Source organism: Streptomyces sp. NPDC050145, from assembly GCF_044460245.1.
Lineage (GTDB): Bacteria > Actinomycetota > Actinomycetes > Streptomycetales > Streptomycetaceae > Streptomyces.
Window position 1 is genome coordinate 71,384 of sequence record NZ_JBITJS010000028.1, and the last position, 16,869, is coordinate 88,252.

At 73.3% G+C, this 16,869-nt stretch carries 14 protein-coding genes; 5 read left to right on the forward strand and 9 right to left on the reverse strand.

Annotated features, from left to right (window positions below; all coding sequences use genetic code 11):
• Window positions 1–24: 24 nt before the first annotated feature.
• The 4 genes from ACIBTU_RS37185 to ACIBTU_RS37200 all read right to left on the reverse strand — a co-directional run bounded on the left by ACIBTU_RS37185 (window position 25) and on the right by ACIBTU_RS37200 (window position 7,393).
• Window positions 25–3,681 (reverse strand): SAV_2336 N-terminal domain-related protein, encoded by a 3,657-nt coding sequence (locus ACIBTU_RS37185; RefSeq protein ID WP_399131157.1) that lies wholly within the window; start codon window positions 3,679–3,681, stop codon window positions 25–27.
• Window positions 3,682–3,685: 4 nt separating this feature from the next.
• Entirely contained in the window at window positions 3,686–4,702 is a 1,017-nt protein-coding gene (locus ACIBTU_RS37190; protein WP_399131158.1) for an AAA family ATPase, read from the reverse strand.
• 85 nt (window positions 4,703–4,787) lie between these two features.
• Complete coding sequence (locus ACIBTU_RS37195) at window positions 4,788–6,908, reverse strand: trypsin-like peptidase domain-containing protein (RefSeq protein WP_399131159.1); 2,121 nt, start codon at window positions 6,906–6,908, stop codon at window positions 4,788–4,790.
• A complete protein-coding gene (locus tag ACIBTU_RS37200; protein ID WP_399131160.1) occupies window positions 6,908–7,393 on the reverse strand; it encodes a CU044_2847 family protein in 486 nt (161 codons plus the stop codon). The genes ACIBTU_RS37195 and ACIBTU_RS37200 overlap by 1 nt, the downstream gene beginning before the upstream one ends.
• A 197-nt stretch (window positions 7,394–7,590) precedes the next feature.
• On the opposite strand from ACIBTU_RS37200, the gene ACIBTU_RS37205 reads away from it, so the two are divergent.
• Window positions 7,591–7,776 (forward strand): DUF6104 family protein, encoded by a 186-nt coding sequence (locus ACIBTU_RS37205; RefSeq protein WP_281210560.1) that lies wholly within the window; start codon window positions 7,591–7,593, stop codon window positions 7,774–7,776.
• A gap of 83 nt (window positions 7,777–7,859) precedes the next feature.
• Here the strand turns inward: ACIBTU_RS37205 and ACIBTU_RS37210 are convergent, their stop codons facing one another.
• Window positions 7,860–8,723, reverse strand: a complete 864-nt coding sequence (locus ACIBTU_RS37210; protein WP_399131161.1) for a hypothetical protein — start codon at window positions 8,721–8,723, stop codon at window positions 7,860–7,862.
• A gap of 204 nt (window positions 8,724–8,927) precedes the next feature.
• On the opposite strand from ACIBTU_RS37210, the gene ACIBTU_RS37215 reads away from it, so the two are divergent.
• Both ACIBTU_RS37215 and ACIBTU_RS37220 read left to right on the forward strand, forming a co-directional pair.
• On the forward strand, window positions 8,928–9,812 hold the full coding sequence (locus tag ACIBTU_RS37215; protein ID WP_399131162.1) for a DUF4097 family beta strand repeat-containing protein: 885 nt from the start codon (window positions 8,928–8,930) through the stop codon (window positions 9,810–9,812).
• A 1-nt stretch (window position 9,813) separates the two neighbouring features.
• The gene (locus tag ACIBTU_RS37220) at window positions 9,814–11,058 is read left to right on the forward strand and encodes a helix-turn-helix transcriptional regulator (protein ID WP_399131163.1); all 1,245 of its coding nucleotides are present in this window, start codon (window positions 9,814–9,816) and stop codon (window positions 11,056–11,058) included.
• 191 nt (window positions 11,059–11,249) lie between these two features.
• On the opposite strand, the gene ACIBTU_RS37225 is transcribed toward ACIBTU_RS37220, so the two are convergent.
• From ACIBTU_RS37225 to ACIBTU_RS37240, 4 genes are all read right to left on the reverse strand, one after another.
• Window positions 11,250–11,861 carry a Clp protease N-terminal domain-containing protein gene (locus ACIBTU_RS37225; RefSeq protein ID WP_399131172.1) on the reverse strand — a complete coding sequence of 204 codons (612 nt, stop codon included), beginning with the start codon at window positions 11,859–11,861 and terminating at the stop codon, window positions 11,250–11,252.
• Complete coding sequence (locus ACIBTU_RS37230) at window positions 11,861–12,070, reverse strand: helix-turn-helix domain-containing protein (RefSeq protein ID WP_384620296.1); 210 nt, start codon at window positions 12,068–12,070, stop codon at window positions 11,861–11,863. The genes ACIBTU_RS37225 and ACIBTU_RS37230 overlap by 1 nt, the downstream gene beginning before the upstream one ends.
• A gap of 116 nt (window positions 12,071–12,186) precedes the next feature.
• Window positions 12,187–13,149 (reverse strand): zinc-binding dehydrogenase, encoded by a 963-nt coding sequence (locus tag ACIBTU_RS37235; RefSeq protein WP_399131164.1) that lies wholly within the window; start codon window positions 13,147–13,149, stop codon window positions 12,187–12,189.
• Window positions 13,150–13,400: 251 nt separating this feature from the next.
• On the reverse strand, window positions 13,401–14,615 hold the full coding sequence (locus ACIBTU_RS37240) for an NADP-dependent malic enzyme (protein WP_399131165.1): 1,215 nt from the start codon (window positions 14,613–14,615) through the stop codon (window positions 13,401–13,403).
• A 555-nt stretch (window positions 14,616–15,170) separates the two neighbouring features.
• Here ACIBTU_RS37240 and ACIBTU_RS37245 point away from each other — a divergent pair.
• Both ACIBTU_RS37245 and ACIBTU_RS37250 read left to right on the forward strand, forming a co-directional pair.
• On the forward strand, window positions 15,171–16,136 hold the full coding sequence (locus tag ACIBTU_RS37245) for an ABC transporter substrate-binding protein (protein WP_399131166.1): 966 nt from the start codon (window positions 15,171–15,173) through the stop codon (window positions 16,134–16,136).
• A gap of 41 nt (window positions 16,137–16,177) precedes the next feature.
• The coding region (locus ACIBTU_RS37250) for an amino acid ABC transporter permease (protein ID WP_399131167.1) at window positions 16,178–16,869 on the forward strand (692 nt) is incomplete at its 3' end.

The window sequence follows — 16,869 nt, forward strand, 5'->3', positions numbered from 1 at the left end:
TCCGGTGAGGAAAACACCGGCGGGTCACTGCGTGCCGTCCAGCCGCCGGATCCGGTCATCCGTGCGGCGCACCTCGGCCGGGTCGGCGCCCGGGGTGCGGGCCCAGCGTTCGCGGGCCGCGCGGTAGAGGGCCAGGGCGCGGACGGGTCCGGCGAGGAACTCCAGGACCTCGGCGCGGCCGTGCAGGGCCCGCGCCGCGGTGCGGGGATCGCGGGCCGCCTCGGCCTCCTGGACGGCGCGCGCGTACGCCTCGTCGGCGCCGACCCATTCCCCCCGCTCGCGGGTGTGCCGGGCCAGGAGCCCGTGCAGGCCGCCGAGTTCGAGCCAGGCGGCGGCACGCAGGGCCGGCACCTCGGTGTCCCTCAGTGCCTGGTCGAGGGTCCAGCAGGCCTCGTACAGGTCGGCGATCATGGACTCCGCGCCGTAGCGCCGGCGCAGGGCGGCCGCCAGCAGGAGGCGGCGTTCCACGGCCGAGGGGTGACTCGGCGCGGTGTCGGCCACGGCCTCGCGCAGGCTGTTGACCGCTTCGGAGACCCGGTTGGGGTCCTCGGACTCGTCGTGGGCGCGCTGGGACTCCAGCAGCATCTGCCCGTACGAGACGAGCAGCTCGGCTCGCTGGGGGTCGCCCGGTCGTAACAGACTCAGTGCCCGCTTCATCTCCGCCTCGGCCGCGTCGGTGTCCGCCTGGTCGCTGTTGCTGTCGGTGTTGCTGTTGTTGTTGCTGTTCCACATCAGCAGTGCGAGTCGTCCGCGGGCCGCGGCCTCGAGCGGGAGGTCGCTCTCGGTCCGTGCCGCGTCGGCGGCTCGCTTCAAGACTGCCCTCTCAGACTCCAAAGCGAACGGAGCATCGCTCAGCGCATGTGAGGTCGCCAGATCGAGGAGGACCCGGGCGGGGGGCGTGCCCGCGCCGTCCGCGCCCCCGACGCGCTCCGCACCTGCGGTGAGCGCCGCCGCCGCCCGCAGGGCGAGACGGCGCCGTTCGGCGGAGTCGGGGAGGGCGTGCAGGGCGCATCGGAGCAGGGCGCGGCCGAGGGCGAACCAGAGTTCGGCGGGCGGGGTGCCGTCCGGCCAGCGCTCGGTGAGGCGGCTCAGGACGCGCACGGAGCGGTCGAGGTGGGTGAGGTCGTCGTCGGGTGAGCGGTCGAGGCGGCTGTTCACGACGGCGGTGTGGAGCACGGCGCAGGACAGGCGGGTGGCCGCGGTCAGGCCCGGGAGGTGGAGGGCGAGTTCGAGCTGGGCGAGAGCTTCGTCGACGAGGCGCTCCCCGTGCTCCCCCGGCTCGGTGGACTCGGGCGGGCGGCGCCGGGCGGCCTCGGCGATCCGCTCCTCGCCCCGGGTCTGCAGCACGCGGGCGAGGGCGATGCGGGCCGTGCCGAGCGCCTCGGGGTCGGGGGTGGTCCGTGCGGCGAGGGTGTCGACCTCGCGGCGTGCGACGTCCTCGGCCTCGGCGAGCCGGCGCGGGTCGCGCCATTCCTGCCAGGCGTGCAACAGGGCGCGGGTGTGGAGGCGGCTGCCGTCGGGGTGGTCCGTGGCGCGGGGGGTGCGCAGCAGGCGCAGGGCTTCGAGGAGGTCGTCGGCGCCGCCGTCGGTCTCGTAGCGGCGCAGGCGCAGTTCGGCGGCGCGCAGGGGGTGGCCGGGGAGTTTGAGGGTGCCGGGGAGTTCGGCGAGGCCGCGTTCGAAGTGGCGCAGGACGAGGTCGGAGACGGTGGCGAAGGGTTCGGGGACACTGCCGGTGCCGCCGGTGGGGCGGCGGCCGGTGCCTTCGAGGTAGGCGACGACGGCGGCGGGGTAGTTGCGGGCGGCGCGGCCGAAGGTGCGTTCGATGTAGAGGGCGCAGTGTTTGAGGACGAGGGCGGCCTCGCCGGCGCTGAGCCGCTGGAGGAGCAGGGCGCGGACGCGGGGCTTGAAGTCGAACCAGGGGCCGGTGCGGGCCTCCTGCTCGCGCCCCGGCCCGTCGCCGGGCGGGCGCTGGGTGACGAGGCCGCCGAGCAGCACCTCGGCGAGTTCGGCGGGGCCGGTGCCGGGCTGCATCGTGCGCTGGACCAGGCGCATGACGGGCAGGGCGAGGGGTGCGGCGGCGAGCTGGACGGCGAGGTCGCGGGCGGTGGGCGAGGCGGTCTCGTCGAACTCGACGAGCAGCCGCTCGGCCTCGTCCTCCTCGTGACCGGTGGCGTCCGTGTCCGGTACGGGGATCCGGGCGACGCCGTCCAGCGGCGCGGCGGCGCCGCGCAGGCGCAGTCCGCCCTCGGCCGCGACGAGCCGCGACCAGGTGCCGAGCGCGGCGGGTGCGGGCGTCAGGACGGGGACGTAGGGGCCGGCCGCGATCCTCGGGCCGCGCCTCAGCTCTCTGAACTCCAGTTGGCTGTACGGGCCTTGGCGTCGGGTCAGGGTGCCGGTGCGGGCCGGCAGGGCGGTGCGCTGCCAGAAACGCTGGGGCAGGGGCTGGAGCACGGCGAGCGGGGCGCCGGTCACCCAGCCGCGCAGCAGCCGTTGGAAGGTGCCGTCGCGCCACAGGGGCCCGGTGCAGTCGCTGAGCAGCAGGTGGACGCGCTGCCCCGAGGGGTCGGTGACCTCCTGGGCGGGGCGCAGGACGTGGCCGAGTCCCGGGCGGGCGGTGACGCCGAGGCCGCCGCCGAGCGGGTGCAGGTACTGCACGACGACGTCGCGGAAGGCGCCGACCTGGACGCAGGCGCGGCGCAGGTCGGCGAGGAGGCCGTCCCAGACGGCCATGGCGGGGGCGCCGTCCATGAGCAGGACGAGGTCGGCGGTGCGCCGCCGCACGGGCCGGCGGACGGGGCTCAACAGGCCGACGGACGCAGTGAGTTCGGCGGTGGCGGTCTCGTCGAGCTCACTGGGTGCGAAGAGTCCGGGCGGCCGGTAGGCGCGCAGGGGGCGCAGGGCGCGGCGCAGGGCGGGCAGCGCGGGGAGCCCGGACACGGTGGCGGCGCGGGGAGTGAGGGTGGTGGGGACCGGATCCGGTGCGGCCGGGCGCAGTTCGGCGAGGGTGACGGGGGCCGCGCGCGGGGGTACCCCGACCGGCTCCCCGGAATTGGCCGGATCCGACCGGTTCGGAGGGGGTCCCTCCGGCGTGACGGGTGGTTCGGGGGCGGATTCCGGGCGGCTCGGATCCGGCGCGGAGGACCGGGATCCGGCACGGGCCCGGCCCCCACCGGCGGTCCACCGGGCCAGCCAGAGCGCGTCGGCGAGCTCCCGGGTGTCGAGGGGCGTCCCGGCCTCACCGAGGGAACGGACGAGGCGGGTGAGTGGGTCGGGGGCCTGCGGGTCGGGAGCCTGCCGGTCAGGAGCCTGCCGGTCGGGAGCGTGCGGGCCAGGAGCGTGCGGGTCAGGAGCCTGCCGGTCAGGGGCCTGCCGGTCAGAAGCGTGCGGGTCGGGAGCCTGCCGGTCAGGAGCGTGCGAGTCAGGAGCCTGCCGGTCAGAAGCGTGCGAGTCAGAGGCCTGCCGGTCAGGAGTGTGCGGGTCGGGAGCCTGCCGGTCAGAAGCCTGCCGGTCAGGAGCCTGCCGGTCGGGGGCCTGCGAGTCAGAGGCCTGCGAGTCAGAGGCCTGCCGGTCAGAGGCCCGCCGGTCAGAGGCCCGCCGGTCAGAGGCCCGCCGGTCAGAGGCCCGCCGGTCAGGAGCGTGCGGGTCAGGGGCCTGCCGGTCAGGGGGTTCCGGAGCGGGCACCCGGTCACCGCGTCCGGTCGAGGGGCCGCATCAGTTCGCCCGACAGGCGGGCTCGGGCGGCGCTGTCCGTGTCCCAGCCCGTCTGGCGGACCAGGTGGATGGCGTTGAGCAGCTGGTCGACGGCGAGCACGTCGCCGGGGTCACGGTCGAGGAACTGCTCGATGAGCGCGGCGTGTTCGTCGTCGGCACCCTCGCCGAAATGGGCCCGGACCATGCCCGCGAGCCGCTCGGCGTCGGGCGGGGTCATCTCCAGCTGGATGCAGCGGCGGCGCAGCGGGGCGGGGAAGTCCCGCTCCCCGTTGCTCGTCAGGACGATGAACGGGAAGGCGCGGCAGCGCACCCGGCCGTGATGGACCGTCACCTTGGCGCCGTCGTGGGTGAGGACCTCGACGTCCGGGGCGACATCCGCGATCCGCTCCAGCTCGGGGATGGTGAACTCGCCCTCCTCCAGCACGTTGAGCAGGTCGTTCGGCAGGTCGATGTCGCTCTTGTCGAGCTCGTCGACGAGCAGCACGCGCGGGCGGCCGTAGGCGAGCAGCGCGGTGCCGAGCGGCCCGAGCCGGATGTAGCGCCCGACGTCCGCGATACCGGCGGCGGTGTCCTCGCCGAGCGCGGTGCGGATCTGCAGGTCCTGGAGGCGCCCGATGGCGTCGTACTGGTAGAGCCCCTCGCGCAGGATGCTGCGGCTGACGACCGGCCAGGTGAGGACCCGGCCCAGCTTCAGCTCGTACGCGACCGAGTGCGCGATGGTCGATTTGCCGCTGCCGGGCTGACCGGTGACGAGCAGCGGTCTGCGCAGGTAGAGCGCGGCGTTGACCAGCTCGCGCTCCTCCGCGCCCGGCCGGTGCATCTGCGCCTGGCGGCTGCGCACGCCGAGCCGGCGGACCGAGGCGCTGTCCAGCTCACCGGGCGGGTCGAGCGCGGGGGCGCCGTCGAAATCGCGCCAGGGCGGCGGTGGGGGCAGCCGCTCGATGTCGTCGTGCGGGGCTCCGGCGCCCCGGTAGATCAGCCACTCGCTCATGAAGGCCCCCTCCGCGACAGGCTGCCACGAAAATACCGGGCCCGCAGGGCCCTCGCATCGGATTCAAGTCGGCGTGAAGGCATCGCTACGGCGGCGGTTCGAAGGGCCGGGCCGAGGCGGTGGGCAGGGGGTGGTCCGGGCTGTCGTAGAAGAGGATCAGGCCGCGCAACCAGTCCGTGCCGGCGGCGCCGTTGCGGAGTTTCCACAGACGGCCGGGCAGGGTGCGGACGGATTCGCCGGGGCGGTCGAGGAGGGTGGTGACGCCCTCGTGGAAGCCGTCGCAGGAGTCGCCGCAGCCGTCCTCGTCGCCGTGCCCGTCGGCCCGCCACAGGGCGACCGGGTAGCCCAGGCCGACCGCGCGCTGGACCGCGACATGGCCGGAGCCCGCCGTCACACGCTGGCAGAGCACGGGGACCGAGTCGTGCGGGGCGCTCTTCAGCTGGGCGCGCCGCAGCGGCACCGGCGGGCCGGCGGGGCGCAGCAGCCGCAGCCGCTCGGCCCGGTGCAGCCCACGCCAGCGGGCACGCCACTGTTCAGCGACGTCGGCGGCGTCGACCAGCTGGGCGCGGCGCTCGATGTCGCGCAGCATCACGGGCCGGTCGATGCCCATGGGGCTGTGCGGCGCGCTGGGCCGGGCGTCCTCCCGTATCTCCCACTCGGCGACGGCGGCGGCGAACTCCGTGCCGGGCAGGGCGACTTCGAGGGGTACGGGGTCGTCGTCGGCCCGGGTCGCGTCGGCGGCCTCCAGTACGCCGACGAGCGCGTCGAGCGCGCTCTCGCGGGCCCGCGCGAAGGGCTGCCCGTCGGCGGGCGGCGTCCTGGCGAGCTCCCAGCGGCCGTCCTCGTAGCCCTTGTAGAGCGACCAGACGTACTGCTGCGCCTCCTCCTCGCCCTCGTCGAGGTACGGGGCCGACGGCGCGTGGTCGAACTCCAGGAGGACGGCGCGCGGGCGCGGGCGCAGGGTGCCGAGCTGTCCGCGCTGTTTGGCGTCCAGGGCGTGGCCGCGCTTCATGACGGACTCGTAGAGCTCACGCGCGCGTGCCGCCGCTTCCGGTTCGGTGGAGTGCTTGGAGATCCACTTCGCGATGAGGACGAGGTAGCTGAGGTGCACGGCGAGGTCGCCCTCGCCGCCGAAGCCGTGCAGCATGCCGAGCCCGTCACGCCAGCCGACGGGGGCGACGGAGTGGGCCACGGTCCGGTCCAGGGCCTCGGCCGCGAGTTCGCGCACGGTCGCGGAGGTGCTGGGCGGGGGCATCGCGCCGAGCTGGTGCAGGGCCTCCAGGCGGTCGAGCACGCCCCAGGAGCCGCGCCGCCTGGGCAGTGCGCGCTGAGCGTCGACCCAGGTCGGTTCGCCGTTGCCGTGCTCGGGGTGCTGGCGGTGCCAGTGCCAGTCGTCGTGCCGCCGCATCAGCTCCTCGTACGGGTCGGGGCCGAGGTCCGGGGCGCCGTCGAGGTGCGCGGCGGCCGTCAGCGCGCGCAGGCCGCTCACGGCGACGGCGATCCCGGAGCCGCCCTCCCGGAAGCGCGCCTTGACGATGCCGACGATCTCGCCGCGCTCCAGGTCGACGAGTGGCCCGCCGGAGGTGCCGGGGCGCATGTCGGCCCGCAGTTCGAACTTGATCCGGGTGCCCGTCGTGCCGCCGTAGCCGCACGAGAGGCTCTCGGGTTCGCTGAGTCCGGGCCCGCCCTCGGGGTGCGCGAAGCGGCCGACGATGCCGCCGCTGCCGAACTCGCCCGGGGGCCGGTCGGTGAGCCAGGCGCAGCGCTCCCGGTCCATCGGGTCGAGCAGGGCGACCAGCGCCAGGTCGGGGCCGCTCCTCTCGGTGTCCGGATTCGCCATGTCGGCCTCGGACACGAGGAGGTCGGTGGCGCTGTCGGGGCCGTGCGGGCCGGACCGGGCGGCCCGGGGCAGCGGCATCGAGTACGCGACCCGGCCGCGCAGCACGCGCCCGTCCACGTACACGCCGACGTCGGTGCCGTCGGGGCGCACGGCGCGGCGGGCCCGCCGTCCCGGCCCGTCGACCAGTACATGGGCGCAGGTCAGCACCCAGCCGGGGGCCACGAGGAACCCGCTGCCCCACAGGGCACGCGCGCCGCGCTGGGCGACGATCGGCAGTCCGTCGTCCGAGGGCGGCGGCGCCCCGAGACCCACGGTCGCCTCCTCGGTCAGCTGCCACAGCTCGCCGCGGTCCGCAGGGGTCGCCATCAGGCCCCGGCCCGGCTGTCGCCCTCCTCGGCACCGGCGCCCGGGGCGGGACCCGGTGCGGATGCGGGTGCCGGTGCGGGTACGGGTACGGGTACGGGTGCCGGGTCCGCGTCGGTGTCGGCGGCCGCGCGCCGGGCGGCCCGGCGGTCCGCGTGGTGCCAGGTCAGGGTGATCGACAGATTGGCCTTCGCCTCACCGTCGGCGAGCACCGCGACGGCCTTGCCCGGCTTGGCGCTGACCTCGATGCCGAACGTCACCGCCGTCTCGTCCGGCGCGGCCGCAGCCGTGGCCGTGCGGACGGAGCGGGCGACGCCCTCGACGGTCTCCTTCAGGCCCTCGACGCGGGTGACCACGTTCTCCCACAGGCCGACGTCCTCGTAGAGGTCGTCGTAGTCGTCCTGCCCGCCGAGGCCCGGCAGGCGGGAGGCCCGGACCCAGACCTCCGTGCCGTCCGGCAGCTGCACCGGCCGTATCGCGTCCCCCATGGCGCACTCCCCCGTCGCCCCGGCGCACCATGTCCCGTACGCCCCACAGGCATTGATGAGTCATCAGGCTAGCTCGCGGGGGCGGCCGGGGCGAGAGCGTACGGTCGTCGCCCGGTGCCCGTCCGTCACCCGCCGGGCCGCGCCTATCCTGGCAGGGACAACGCACCACGAGCAGGACGAGCAGCACGGAGCACCCCTTGTACTTCACCGACCGTGGCATCGAAGAGCTGGAGAAGCGGCGCGGCGAGGAGGAAGTCACCTTCGAGTGGCTGGCCGAGCAGCTGCGGACGTTCGTCGACCTGAACCCGGACTTCGAGGTGCCGGTGGAGCGCCTGGCCACGTGGCTGGCGCGGCTGGACGACGACGACGAGGACGACGAGTAGGAACCCGAGGACGCTGGGTCGCGCACGAGGCTGGGGCGCGCGTACGAGGCTGCTGGAGTGCGCGTACGAGGCCGGGGCGGGCGTCAGTCGCGGGCCGAGCGCATCCGATCGTACGCGAGACCGAGCGCGCCGTGCGCGAGCAGCACCGCCCCTGCCGTGAGCCAGACCCCGCTGCGCCGGCGCAGGCCGTGCAGGACGAGCGGGACACCTGCCGCGAGCTGGGCGGCTGCGACGCAGCGGGCCTTGGGGCCGCGCAGCCAGGGGCCGATGCCGGCGCCCTCGACGACGTCGAGTTCGGCGTGCATCGCGTCGCGCCAGCCGGACCAGGAGACGGGTTCGGCGTCGGGCTGGATCCGGGCGACCTCGCGCAGCCGGTCGGCGGGTTCGCCGGGGGTCAGGCCCGCGGGGAGGGCCAGCCCGGTGCGGCGGAGCACCGCGAGCAGGCCGAGCATCCGGGCCCGGGCGTCGGAGCCGCTGTCGGGTTCGGTGAGCGCGTCGAGCGACTGCATGTCGAGTACGGGGTCGAGCCCGAGGCGGGCGGCGAAGGTCCGCATGGCCTCGTCCTCACCGGCCGGGGTGCCGTTCGCGAGCCATACGTAGCCGACGGGGCGGCGGAACCCGGACGCGAGCGTGAAGCCGCTGCGGTCCGCGTCCCACCACAGCGCGAGCGTCGGCCAGGGCGCGCCGACGGCGAGGGCGCCGGCCCAGCCGCCGAGGATCCGCTCGATCGTTTCGCCGGTGCCTTCCGCCCCCTCCCTGCCGTCCGTGCCGTCGGCGTTGTCCGTGCCGTCCAGCCAGGGCTTGGTCTCCGGTACGAGGACGCTCCAGCCGCGGCCGGCCTGCGCGAGGAGCATGCGCCGCCGCAGCAGGTGGGCGGCGGGGCCGACCACTGCGGGTTCGGCGCGGCACAGCAGCAGGGCTCCGGCGGGTTCCGGGGACGACGACATGGGCTCACGCTAGGTCAATTTGTCAGGGTTCGGCCATAAATGGGGGCCGGGCGGGTGGGGTGGGGACGGGTCGGAGGTGGGGGTCACTCGTGCGGGTGACCGTCGCGGACCGCCGCCGCGACAGTCTTGACTTCCCGTATCCGCGATATATCGTGTTTGACGGAGGACGCGATATGGCGCGTTCACGGTGGAGGAGGTCGCACCATGCCCGAGTGGTCCGTGGCGGAGCCGCAGAAGCTCGTCTTCGACGAGCCGGTGACGGCCCTGCATGTGCGCGTGGTGAACGGGACGGTGAACGTGGTGGGCACCGACGACCCCTCCGCCCGCCTGGAGGTCTCGGAGATCGAGGGACCGCCGCTGACCGTGACCCAGCGGGGCGGGACGCTGTCGGTGGCCTACGACGACCTGCCCTGGAAGGGCTTCCTCAAGTGGCTCGACCGCAAGGGCTGGCACCGCAGCGCGGTCGTCACGCTCACCGTGCCCACGGGGACGCGGGTCGAGGTGGGCGTGGTCGGGGCCGGCGCGGTGGTCTCCGGCATCGAGGGGCGCACGGAGATCAAGGGGGTCTCCGGTGACACGACCCTGGTGGGCGTCACGGGCCCGGTGCGCACGGGCACGGTCTCCGGCAGCGTGGAGGCCCAGGCGGTGACGGGTGACCTGCGGTTCAGTTCGGTGTCGGGCGATCTGACCGTCGTCGAGGGCTCCGGTTCCTTCGTGAAGGCGGACACCGTCAGCGGCGCGATGATCGTGGACCTGGACCCGGCGGGCCCGACCGACGTCAGCCTGACCAGCGTGTCCGGCGAGATAGCCATCCGCATCCCGCACCCGGCGGACACGGAGGTGGAGGCGAACACGACGAGCGGAGCGGTGTCCAACGCCTTCGACGGCCTGCGCGTCTCCGGCCAGTGGGGCGCCCATAAAATCACCGGGAGGCTCGGTGCGGGCACCGGCAGCCTCAAGGCGACCACGGTCTCCGGCTCCATCGCGCTGTTGCGCCGGCCTCCGGGCGAGGACGACCCGTTCGACGGGGGGACCGGGCCGCACACTCCCGCCGACGACACCGGCGACGCTGACAAGAAGGTGCTCTGACATGCCCCCCGTCTTCGCCCATGGCCGCCTGCGCCTGTACCTCCTCAAGCTCCTCGACGAGGCGCCGCGCCACGGCTATGAAGTGATCAGGCTCCTCGAGGAGCGCTTCCAGGGGCTCTACGCGCCGTCGGCGGGCACCGTCTATCCCCGGCTGGCCAAGCTTGAGTCCGAGGGGCTCGTCACCCACACGACCGAGGGCGGCCGGAAGGTCTACGCGATCACGGACGCGGGCCGCGCCGAGCTGGCCGACCGCAGCGGGGAGCTGGCCGACCTGGAGCTGGAGATCCGGGAGTCGGTGGCCGAGCTGGCCGCCGAGATCCGGGACGACGTGCGGGGCGCGGCGGGCGACCTGCGCCGCGAGGTGCGGGCCGCGACCTCACAGGCAGGCGGCGCCCGGGGCACCACCCCTGGCCCTGGCCCTGGTCCCGGCCCCGGCCCGGGGCTCGGCCTTGGCGGCCTGGCGGACGTGACGGACCACGAGTCCTGGCGTGCCGCCAAGGAAGAGCTGCGCCGGGCCAAGCAGGAGTGGAAGGAGCAGGCGCGGCGCGCGAAGGACGAGAGCCGCCGGGCCCGCGAGGAGGCCCAGCGGGCGCGCCGCCAGGCCAAGGAGACGCAGGACAAGGTGCGGGCGCAGGCGCAGGAGGAGTTCCAGCGCATGGCCAAGCGGGTGCAGGACCAGGTGCAGGACCACTTCGCGCGGGGCGACTGGCCGACGGGGGTCCGCGAGGGGCTGTCCGAGCTGGCCCGGGAGTTCGGCGAGTTCGGCAAGACCTTCGGCAAGGAATCGGGCCGCCCCCGGCCTCAGGGGGCGGCGCCGGGCGCCGATGAGGGGGCGGGTGCCGGCTCGGCTGCGGGTGCCGGTAGGGCGGCGGGTTCCGACGGGGTCGCGGGCCCGGACTCGGCTGCGGGTGCGGGCTCGGCTGCGGGATCCGGCACCGGCAGCGGGGCGGGCTCTGACACCGGGGCGGGCTCCGGCAGTTCCGCGAGCTCCGGTGCCGCCGGTCCCACGTACCGCCCGGCGTCGGAGGAGATCCCGGTCGAGTACATCCCGTCCTGGGCCACGCCCGAGGACAGCACCGGTGACCCGGCCCGCGACCTGGACCGCCTCCTGGACCGCTTCCGCGACGACATCCGCGACGCGGCCCGCGACCACGGGGTCTCCCCGACCCAGCTCCAGGAAGCCCGCCGCCACCTCTCGGAGGCAGCGGCCCACATCGGAGCGGCGCTCAGAGCTCCGCGGCCGTAGGGGGGCGAGGGTAGAGGTCGCCGGGCGGGCGTTCGGGCCGGCCGGGCCCGGCGGGACTCGGCGGAGCGCCGCCGAGCCCGGACCAGCGGTACGGCGGGCCGGAAGCCCCGGCCCGCCACCAGCCCCGGCGCGCACCTCAGGCCGCCCCCATCTCCGACCCGCACCTCACCCGCCACCCCTTCCGGCCCGCCTCAGCCCGCCGCCTCCCCGCGCTCACCCCCGCCCGAGCCCGAGCCCGGGTCCGACTCCGAACCCGAGTCCGAGTCCGAGCCATAAAGCACCCGTTCCACCCCGGACACCGTCACCCCGTGTTCGGCCAGGACCTCCATGGCTGTGCCGGGGCGGGTCGCGAGGGCGAGGAGGAGATGTTGGTCGCCGATGGAGCGGTCGCGGTGGGCCAGGGCGATCCGTAGGGAGGACTCCAGGACGCCCTTGGCCTCCTGGGTGAACGGGCGGCGCCCGCCGAGTCGCCGACCGCCGGTCAGGGCGCCGACACCATGGGCGTCCTCGACGCGGGAGACGATCTCGTCGAGGTCGATGCCGAGCCCGGCGAGGGCCTCGGCGTCGGCCCGCGAGAGTCCGGCCCGGCGCCGCGCCTCGGTCAGGCCCCGTCCGATCGCCGCGCGCCGCGCATCCGTGGCGGCGCCGAGCGCGCCCAGGGCGAAGGCCGCCCGGGTGCCGCGGGCCTCCAGGAGGGCGAGCAGCAGATGGCCCTCGTCGACCCGCGGGGCGCGTTCCTGCTCGGCCTTGTCGACGGCGCCCCGCACCACGTCGCGGGCGCCCTTGGTGAACCGTTCGAACATCATCGCCTCCCGTGCTTCTTGTGCACGGCCTGCCGGCTGACTCCCAGCTCGGCCGCGATCTCCTGCCACGACCAGCCCTGATGGCGCGCGCTGCGCACCTGTACCGCTTCCAGTTGTTCCAGCAGCCGCCGCAGCGCGGCGACCGCCCGCAATCCGACGCGCGGGTCGCGGGCGCCCGCCTGCTCGGCGAGATCCGTTGCCTCGGTCATGATGTCAATGTAAGTTGACACCTCTCGGGCGTCAACCCCAGTTGACATGACGGGTACGAAAAAGGGGCGCCCACACGGGCGCCCCTCCCTCACCGAACCCAGACGGGTCAGACGGGTCAGACCGTCAGAACGACCTTGCCGAACAGGTCGCCGCCCGCCATCTTCTCGAAGCCCTCGCGGGCCCGGTCGAGCGGCAGGACCTCGTCGATCACCGGGCGCACCCCGGTCGCGGCGCAGAAGGACAGCAGGTCCTCCAGCTCGTCCTTGGAGCCCATCGTGGAGCCGACGACCTTGAGCTCCAGGAAGAAGATGCGGTTGAGCTCGGCGGCCGGCGGGTTGGGGCCGCTGGTCGCGCCGGAGATCACCAGCGTGCCGCCGGGACGGAGCGACTTCACGGAGTGGGACCAGGTCGCGGCGCCCACGGTCTCGATGACGGCGTCCACCCGCTGCGGCAGCCGCGCCCCGGACTCCAGCGCCTCGACGGCCCCGAGTTCCAGGGCCCGCTTGCGCTTGGCCTCGTCGCGGCTGGTCGCGAAGACGCGCAGCCCGGCCGCCTTGCCGAGCGCGATCGCGGCCGTGGCGACACCGCCGCCCGCGCCCTGCACGAGGACCGAGTCACCGGGACGCACCCCGGCGTTGGTGAAGAGCATCCGGTACGCGGTCAGCCAGGCGGTGGGCAGGCAGGCTGCCTCCTCGAAGGAGAGCTCCTTCGGCTTGGGCAGCACGTTCCACTCGGGCACGGTGACCTGCTCGGCGAAGGTGCCCTGGTACTTCTCGGTGAGGATGGACCGGCGCTCGCGCGGTCCGACCCCGTGACCGGTCTCGCCGATCACCGAATGGAGTACGACCTCGTTGCCGTTCTGGTCGATCCCGGCGGCGTCGCAGCCCAGGATCATGGGCAGCGCCTCCTCGCCGAGTCCGACCCCGCGCAGGGACCACAGGTCGTGATGGTTCAGGGAGGCGGCCTTGACGTTCACGGTGGTCCAGCCCGGCCGGTCGGCGGGGGCGGGCCGCTCCCCCAGCTCCAGTCCGTTCAGCGGCTGATCACGGTCGATACGGGCAGCGTAGGCGGCGAACATGGCCCCGACGATAGGCCCAGCACCCCGGCCGGGGAACCGTCCGCCGCTGTGACACACGCCCTCTGGCGCAACGCGCCGCCCCGGCGTTACGAGCAGGAGCGGTCACGGAACACGCGCAGGAGCGGTCACGGAACACGCGCGGGTGCGGGCATGGAACACACGCGGGTGCAGGCATGGAAAAGGCCCCGCCGGAGCGGGGCCTCGACCAGGACGCGGACGATCCACCAGAACGCGGAAGATCCGCGACGACGCTAGCGCCGCGCGACGCCCTCGGCGCGAGCGGCAGCGGCCACGGCGGCGGTGACAGCCGTGGCCACCCGCTCGTCGAACGGCGACGGGATCACGTAACCGGCGGCGAGCTCGTCACCCACGACGTCGGCGATCGCGTCGGCGGCGGCGATCTTCATGCCCTCGGTGATCCGCGAGGCCCGCACCTGGAGGGCGCCCGCGAAGATGCCCGGGAAGGCCAGCACGTTGTTGATCTGGTTCGGGTAGTCCGAGCGCCCGGTCGCGACCACGGCCGCGTACTTGGCGGCGATGTCGGGGTGCACCTCGGGGTTCGGGTTGGCCATCGCGAAGACGAAGGCGCCCGGCGCCATGGAGGCGACCGCCGGCTCGGGGACCGTACCGCCGGAGACACCGACGTAGAAGTCGGCGCCCGCGAGGGCGTCCTCGAGCGTGCCGGACAGACCCGCCTTGTTCGTGATCTCGGCGAGCTCGCGCTTGACCGCGGTGAGGTCCTCACGGTCGCGGCTCACGATGCCCTTGCGGTCGGTGACGGCGACGTCGCCGAGACCGGCCTCGAGCAGGAACTTGGCGATCGCCACGCCCGCCGCACCGGCGCCGGAGATCACACCGCGCAGCTCGCCGAGCTCGCGCCCGCTGAGCTTCGCCGCGTTCTTCAGCGCGGCGAGGGTGACCACGGCGGTGCCGTGCTGGTCGTCGTGGAAGACCGGGATGTCCAGTCGCTCCTGGAGCTTGCGCTCGATCTCGAAGCACCGCGGTGCCGAGATGTCCTCCAGGTTGATGCCGCCGAAGGACGGGGCGAGGCGCACGACGGTGTCGACGATCTCGTCGACGTCGGTCGTCGAGAGCGCGAGCGGCACGGCGTCCACGCCACCGAACTGCTTGAAGAGAATGGCCTTGCCCTCCATCACCGGGAGGGAGGCCTCGGGACCGATGTCACCGAGCCCCAGGACGGCCGTACCGTCGGTCACGACCGCCACGACGTTCGACTTCCACGTGTAGTCGTCGACGAGCTCGGGCTGCTCGGCGATCGCCGTGCACACCTTCGCGACGCCGGGCGTGTACGCCAGGGACAGGTCGTCCTTGTCACGGATCGGCACGGTGGCCTGCACGGCCATCTTGCCGCCGCGGTGCAGCGCGAAAACCGGGTCGAAGGGCTCGTCAGTGCCCTCGTTGCCCGTATTGGCGTCGCTGCGAGGATTGACGATCTCCGCTGCCACTTTTCTGACCCCTTAAGTCTTATTGCTTCAGTTGAGGGTGGGTCCGTTCCTGGTGAGGAACGGGCGGGACCGCGTACGACCCGGCCGGTCCGTTTGTGACCAGCCGTGCGGGTGCGTACACGACGGGCGCGCCGCACGCGCGCCCTGTGCCCCGGATGAGGGGTGTAAAGAACCTTCTTACCTGACCGACGGGGCCACGGACGACCCCGTACGTGATCGATCACGCCTCGGTGACATGACTCATAGCCGAATGTCTGGACAATTCAACAAGTCGAACGCGAGGCGGGCGAGGGGTCGCCCGAATGGTGAGACGAGGGGCGGTCCACCGAAGAATCTGCGGTCTCGGGGCCGTGGATCGGCAGAAGATCCACCGCTATGCCCCCTACAGCGCCCGCCTGTTGCGATCTTGGGCGACCCGTTATCCGATTTTGACATCGCAGACCCCCTGAATCGGGCAGTCCGAATGGCAAGATGCCGTAACCACGCGAGGTCGCGATGCTCGACAACATGTGCGACCACACGGCTTTTTCCCTCACCCTGCCGGAGGAACCAAGCATGACCGCAAGCACCACCCGCCGCACGAACGCGACGTCCGCGAAGTCCCGGATAGCCGCGATCGGCGCGATCGCGGTCGCCGGCACCCTGCTGCTGACCGGCTGCGGCGACCAGACGAAGGACAAGGACGCGGGCAGCGGTACCGCCTCCACCAAGAACGCGCCGCTGGCCGACAAGCTCCCCAAGGAGATCCGGGACAAGGGCGTCGTCCGGGTCGGCTCGGACATCGCCTACGCGCCGGTGGAGTTCAAGGACAAGTCGGGCAACGCGATCGGCATCGACCCCGACATCGCGGCCGCCATGGGCAAGCAGCTCGGCGTGAAGTTCGAGTTCGAGAACGGCACGTTCGACACCCTGGTCACGGGCCTGCGCTCGAACCGCTACGACATCGCCATGTCGGCCATGACGGACACCAAGGACCGCCAGGAGGGTGTCGACTCCGACACCGGCAAGAAGGTCGGCGAGGGCGTCGACTTCGTCGACTACTTCAACGCGGGCGTCTCGATCTACACCCCGAAGGGCAAGACCCAGGGCATCAAGACCTGGGACGACCTGTGCGGGAAGAAGCTCGTCGTGCAGCGCGGCACGGTCTCCCACGACCTCGCCAAGGCGCAGGCCAAGAAGTGCCCAAAGGGCAAGACGCTGGGCATCCAGGCCTTCGACGACGACCAGCAGGCCCAGACCCGCCTGCGCTCGGGCGGCGCGGACGCCGGCTCCTCCGACTTCCCGGTCGCCGCGTACGCGGTGAAGACCACGGGTGGCGGCAAGGCCTTCGAGATCGTCGGCGACCAGGTCGAGGCCGCGCCGTACGGCATCGCCGTGGCCAAGAACCAGACGCAGCTGCGCGACGCCATCAAGGACGCGCTCGACGCGATCATCAAGAACGGCGAGTACGACAAGATCATCGCCAAGTGGGGCGTCGAGGCGGGCGCCGTCAAGGAAGCCACCGTCAACGGCGGTAAGTGACCACGCACCTCGGTCGTAGAAGTCGTTGAAAGGCAAGATCCGTGTCTGTTGACATCGAGAAGACGGGCGGCGGCCCCGAGGACACGCCGCCGCCCGCGACCGCGCCGGAAGCCATCAGGGCGATTCCGGTCCGGCATTACGGGCGTTACCTGGCCGCGGTGGTGGCCCTCGCGCTGCTGGGTTCGATCATCTATGCCTTCGGGCAGGGCAAGATCCAGTGGAGCACGGTCCCGGAGTACTTCTTCGACGACCGCATCCTGACGGGTGTCGGCAAGACGCTGCTCCTGACGGTCCTGTCGATGCTGATCGGTGTCGTGGGCGGTATCACGCTGGCCGTGATGCGCCTGTCGAAGAACCCGGTGACCAGCACGATCGCCTGGTTCTACATCTGGTTCTTCCGCGGCACCCCGGTCCTGGTCCAGCTGTTCATCTGGTTCAACCTGGGCCTGGTCTTCGAGTACATCAACCTCGGCCCCATCTACAAGGACTACTGGTCCTCGTTCATGACGCCGCTGCTGACCGCACTGCTGGGTCTGGGTCTGAACGAGGCCGCCTACATGGCGGAGATCTGCCGTGCGGGTCTGATGTCGGTCGACGAGGGCCAGACGGAGGCCTCCCACGCGCTGGGCATGTCGCACTCGAAGACGCTGCGGCGGATCGTGATCCCGCAGGCGATGCGGGTGATCGTGCCGCCGACCGGCAACGAGTTCATCAACATGCTCAAGACGACGTC

What these genes read in the sequence shown, in the direction of transcription:
- ACIBTU_RS37190 (WP_399131158.1), bottom strand. Translation starts at nt 4,702, where the DNA reads ATGAGCGAGTGGCTGATCTACCGGGGCGCCGGAGCCCCGCACGACGAC.
- ACIBTU_RS37195 (WP_399131159.1), bottom strand. Translation starts at nt 6,908, where the DNA reads ATGGCGACCCCTGCGGACCGCGGCGAGCTGTGGCAGCTGACCGAGGAG.
- ACIBTU_RS37200 (WP_399131160.1), bottom strand. Translation starts at nt 7,393, where the DNA reads ATGGGGGACGCGATACGGCCGGTGCAGCTGCCGGACGGCACGGAGGTC.
- ACIBTU_RS37210 (WP_399131161.1), bottom strand. Translation starts at nt 8,723, where the DNA reads ATGTCGTCGTCCCCGGAACCCGCCGGAGCCCTGCTGCTGTGCCGCGCC.
- ACIBTU_RS37215 (WP_399131162.1), top strand. Translation starts at nt 8,928, where the DNA reads ATGCCCGAGTGGTCCGTGGCGGAGCCGCAGAAGCTCGTCTTCGACGAG.
- ACIBTU_RS37220 (WP_399131163.1), top strand. Translation starts at nt 9,814, where the DNA reads ATGCCCCCCGTCTTCGCCCATGGCCGCCTGCGCCTGTACCTCCTCAAG.
- ACIBTU_RS37225 (WP_399131172.1), bottom strand. Translation starts at nt 11,861, where the DNA reads ATGTTCGAACGGTTCACCAAGGGCGCCCGCGACGTGGTGCGGGGCGCC.
- ACIBTU_RS37230 (WP_384620296.1), bottom strand. Translation starts at nt 12,070, where the DNA reads ATGACCGAGGCAACGGATCTCGCCGAGCAGGCGGGCGCCCGCGACCCG.
- ACIBTU_RS37235 (WP_399131164.1), bottom strand. Translation starts at nt 13,149, where the DNA reads ATGTTCGCCGCCTACGCTGCCCGTATCGACCGTGATCAGCCGCTGAAC.
- ACIBTU_RS37245 (WP_399131166.1), top strand. Translation starts at nt 15,171, where the DNA reads ATGACCGCAAGCACCACCCGCCGCACGAACGCGACGTCCGCGAAGTCC.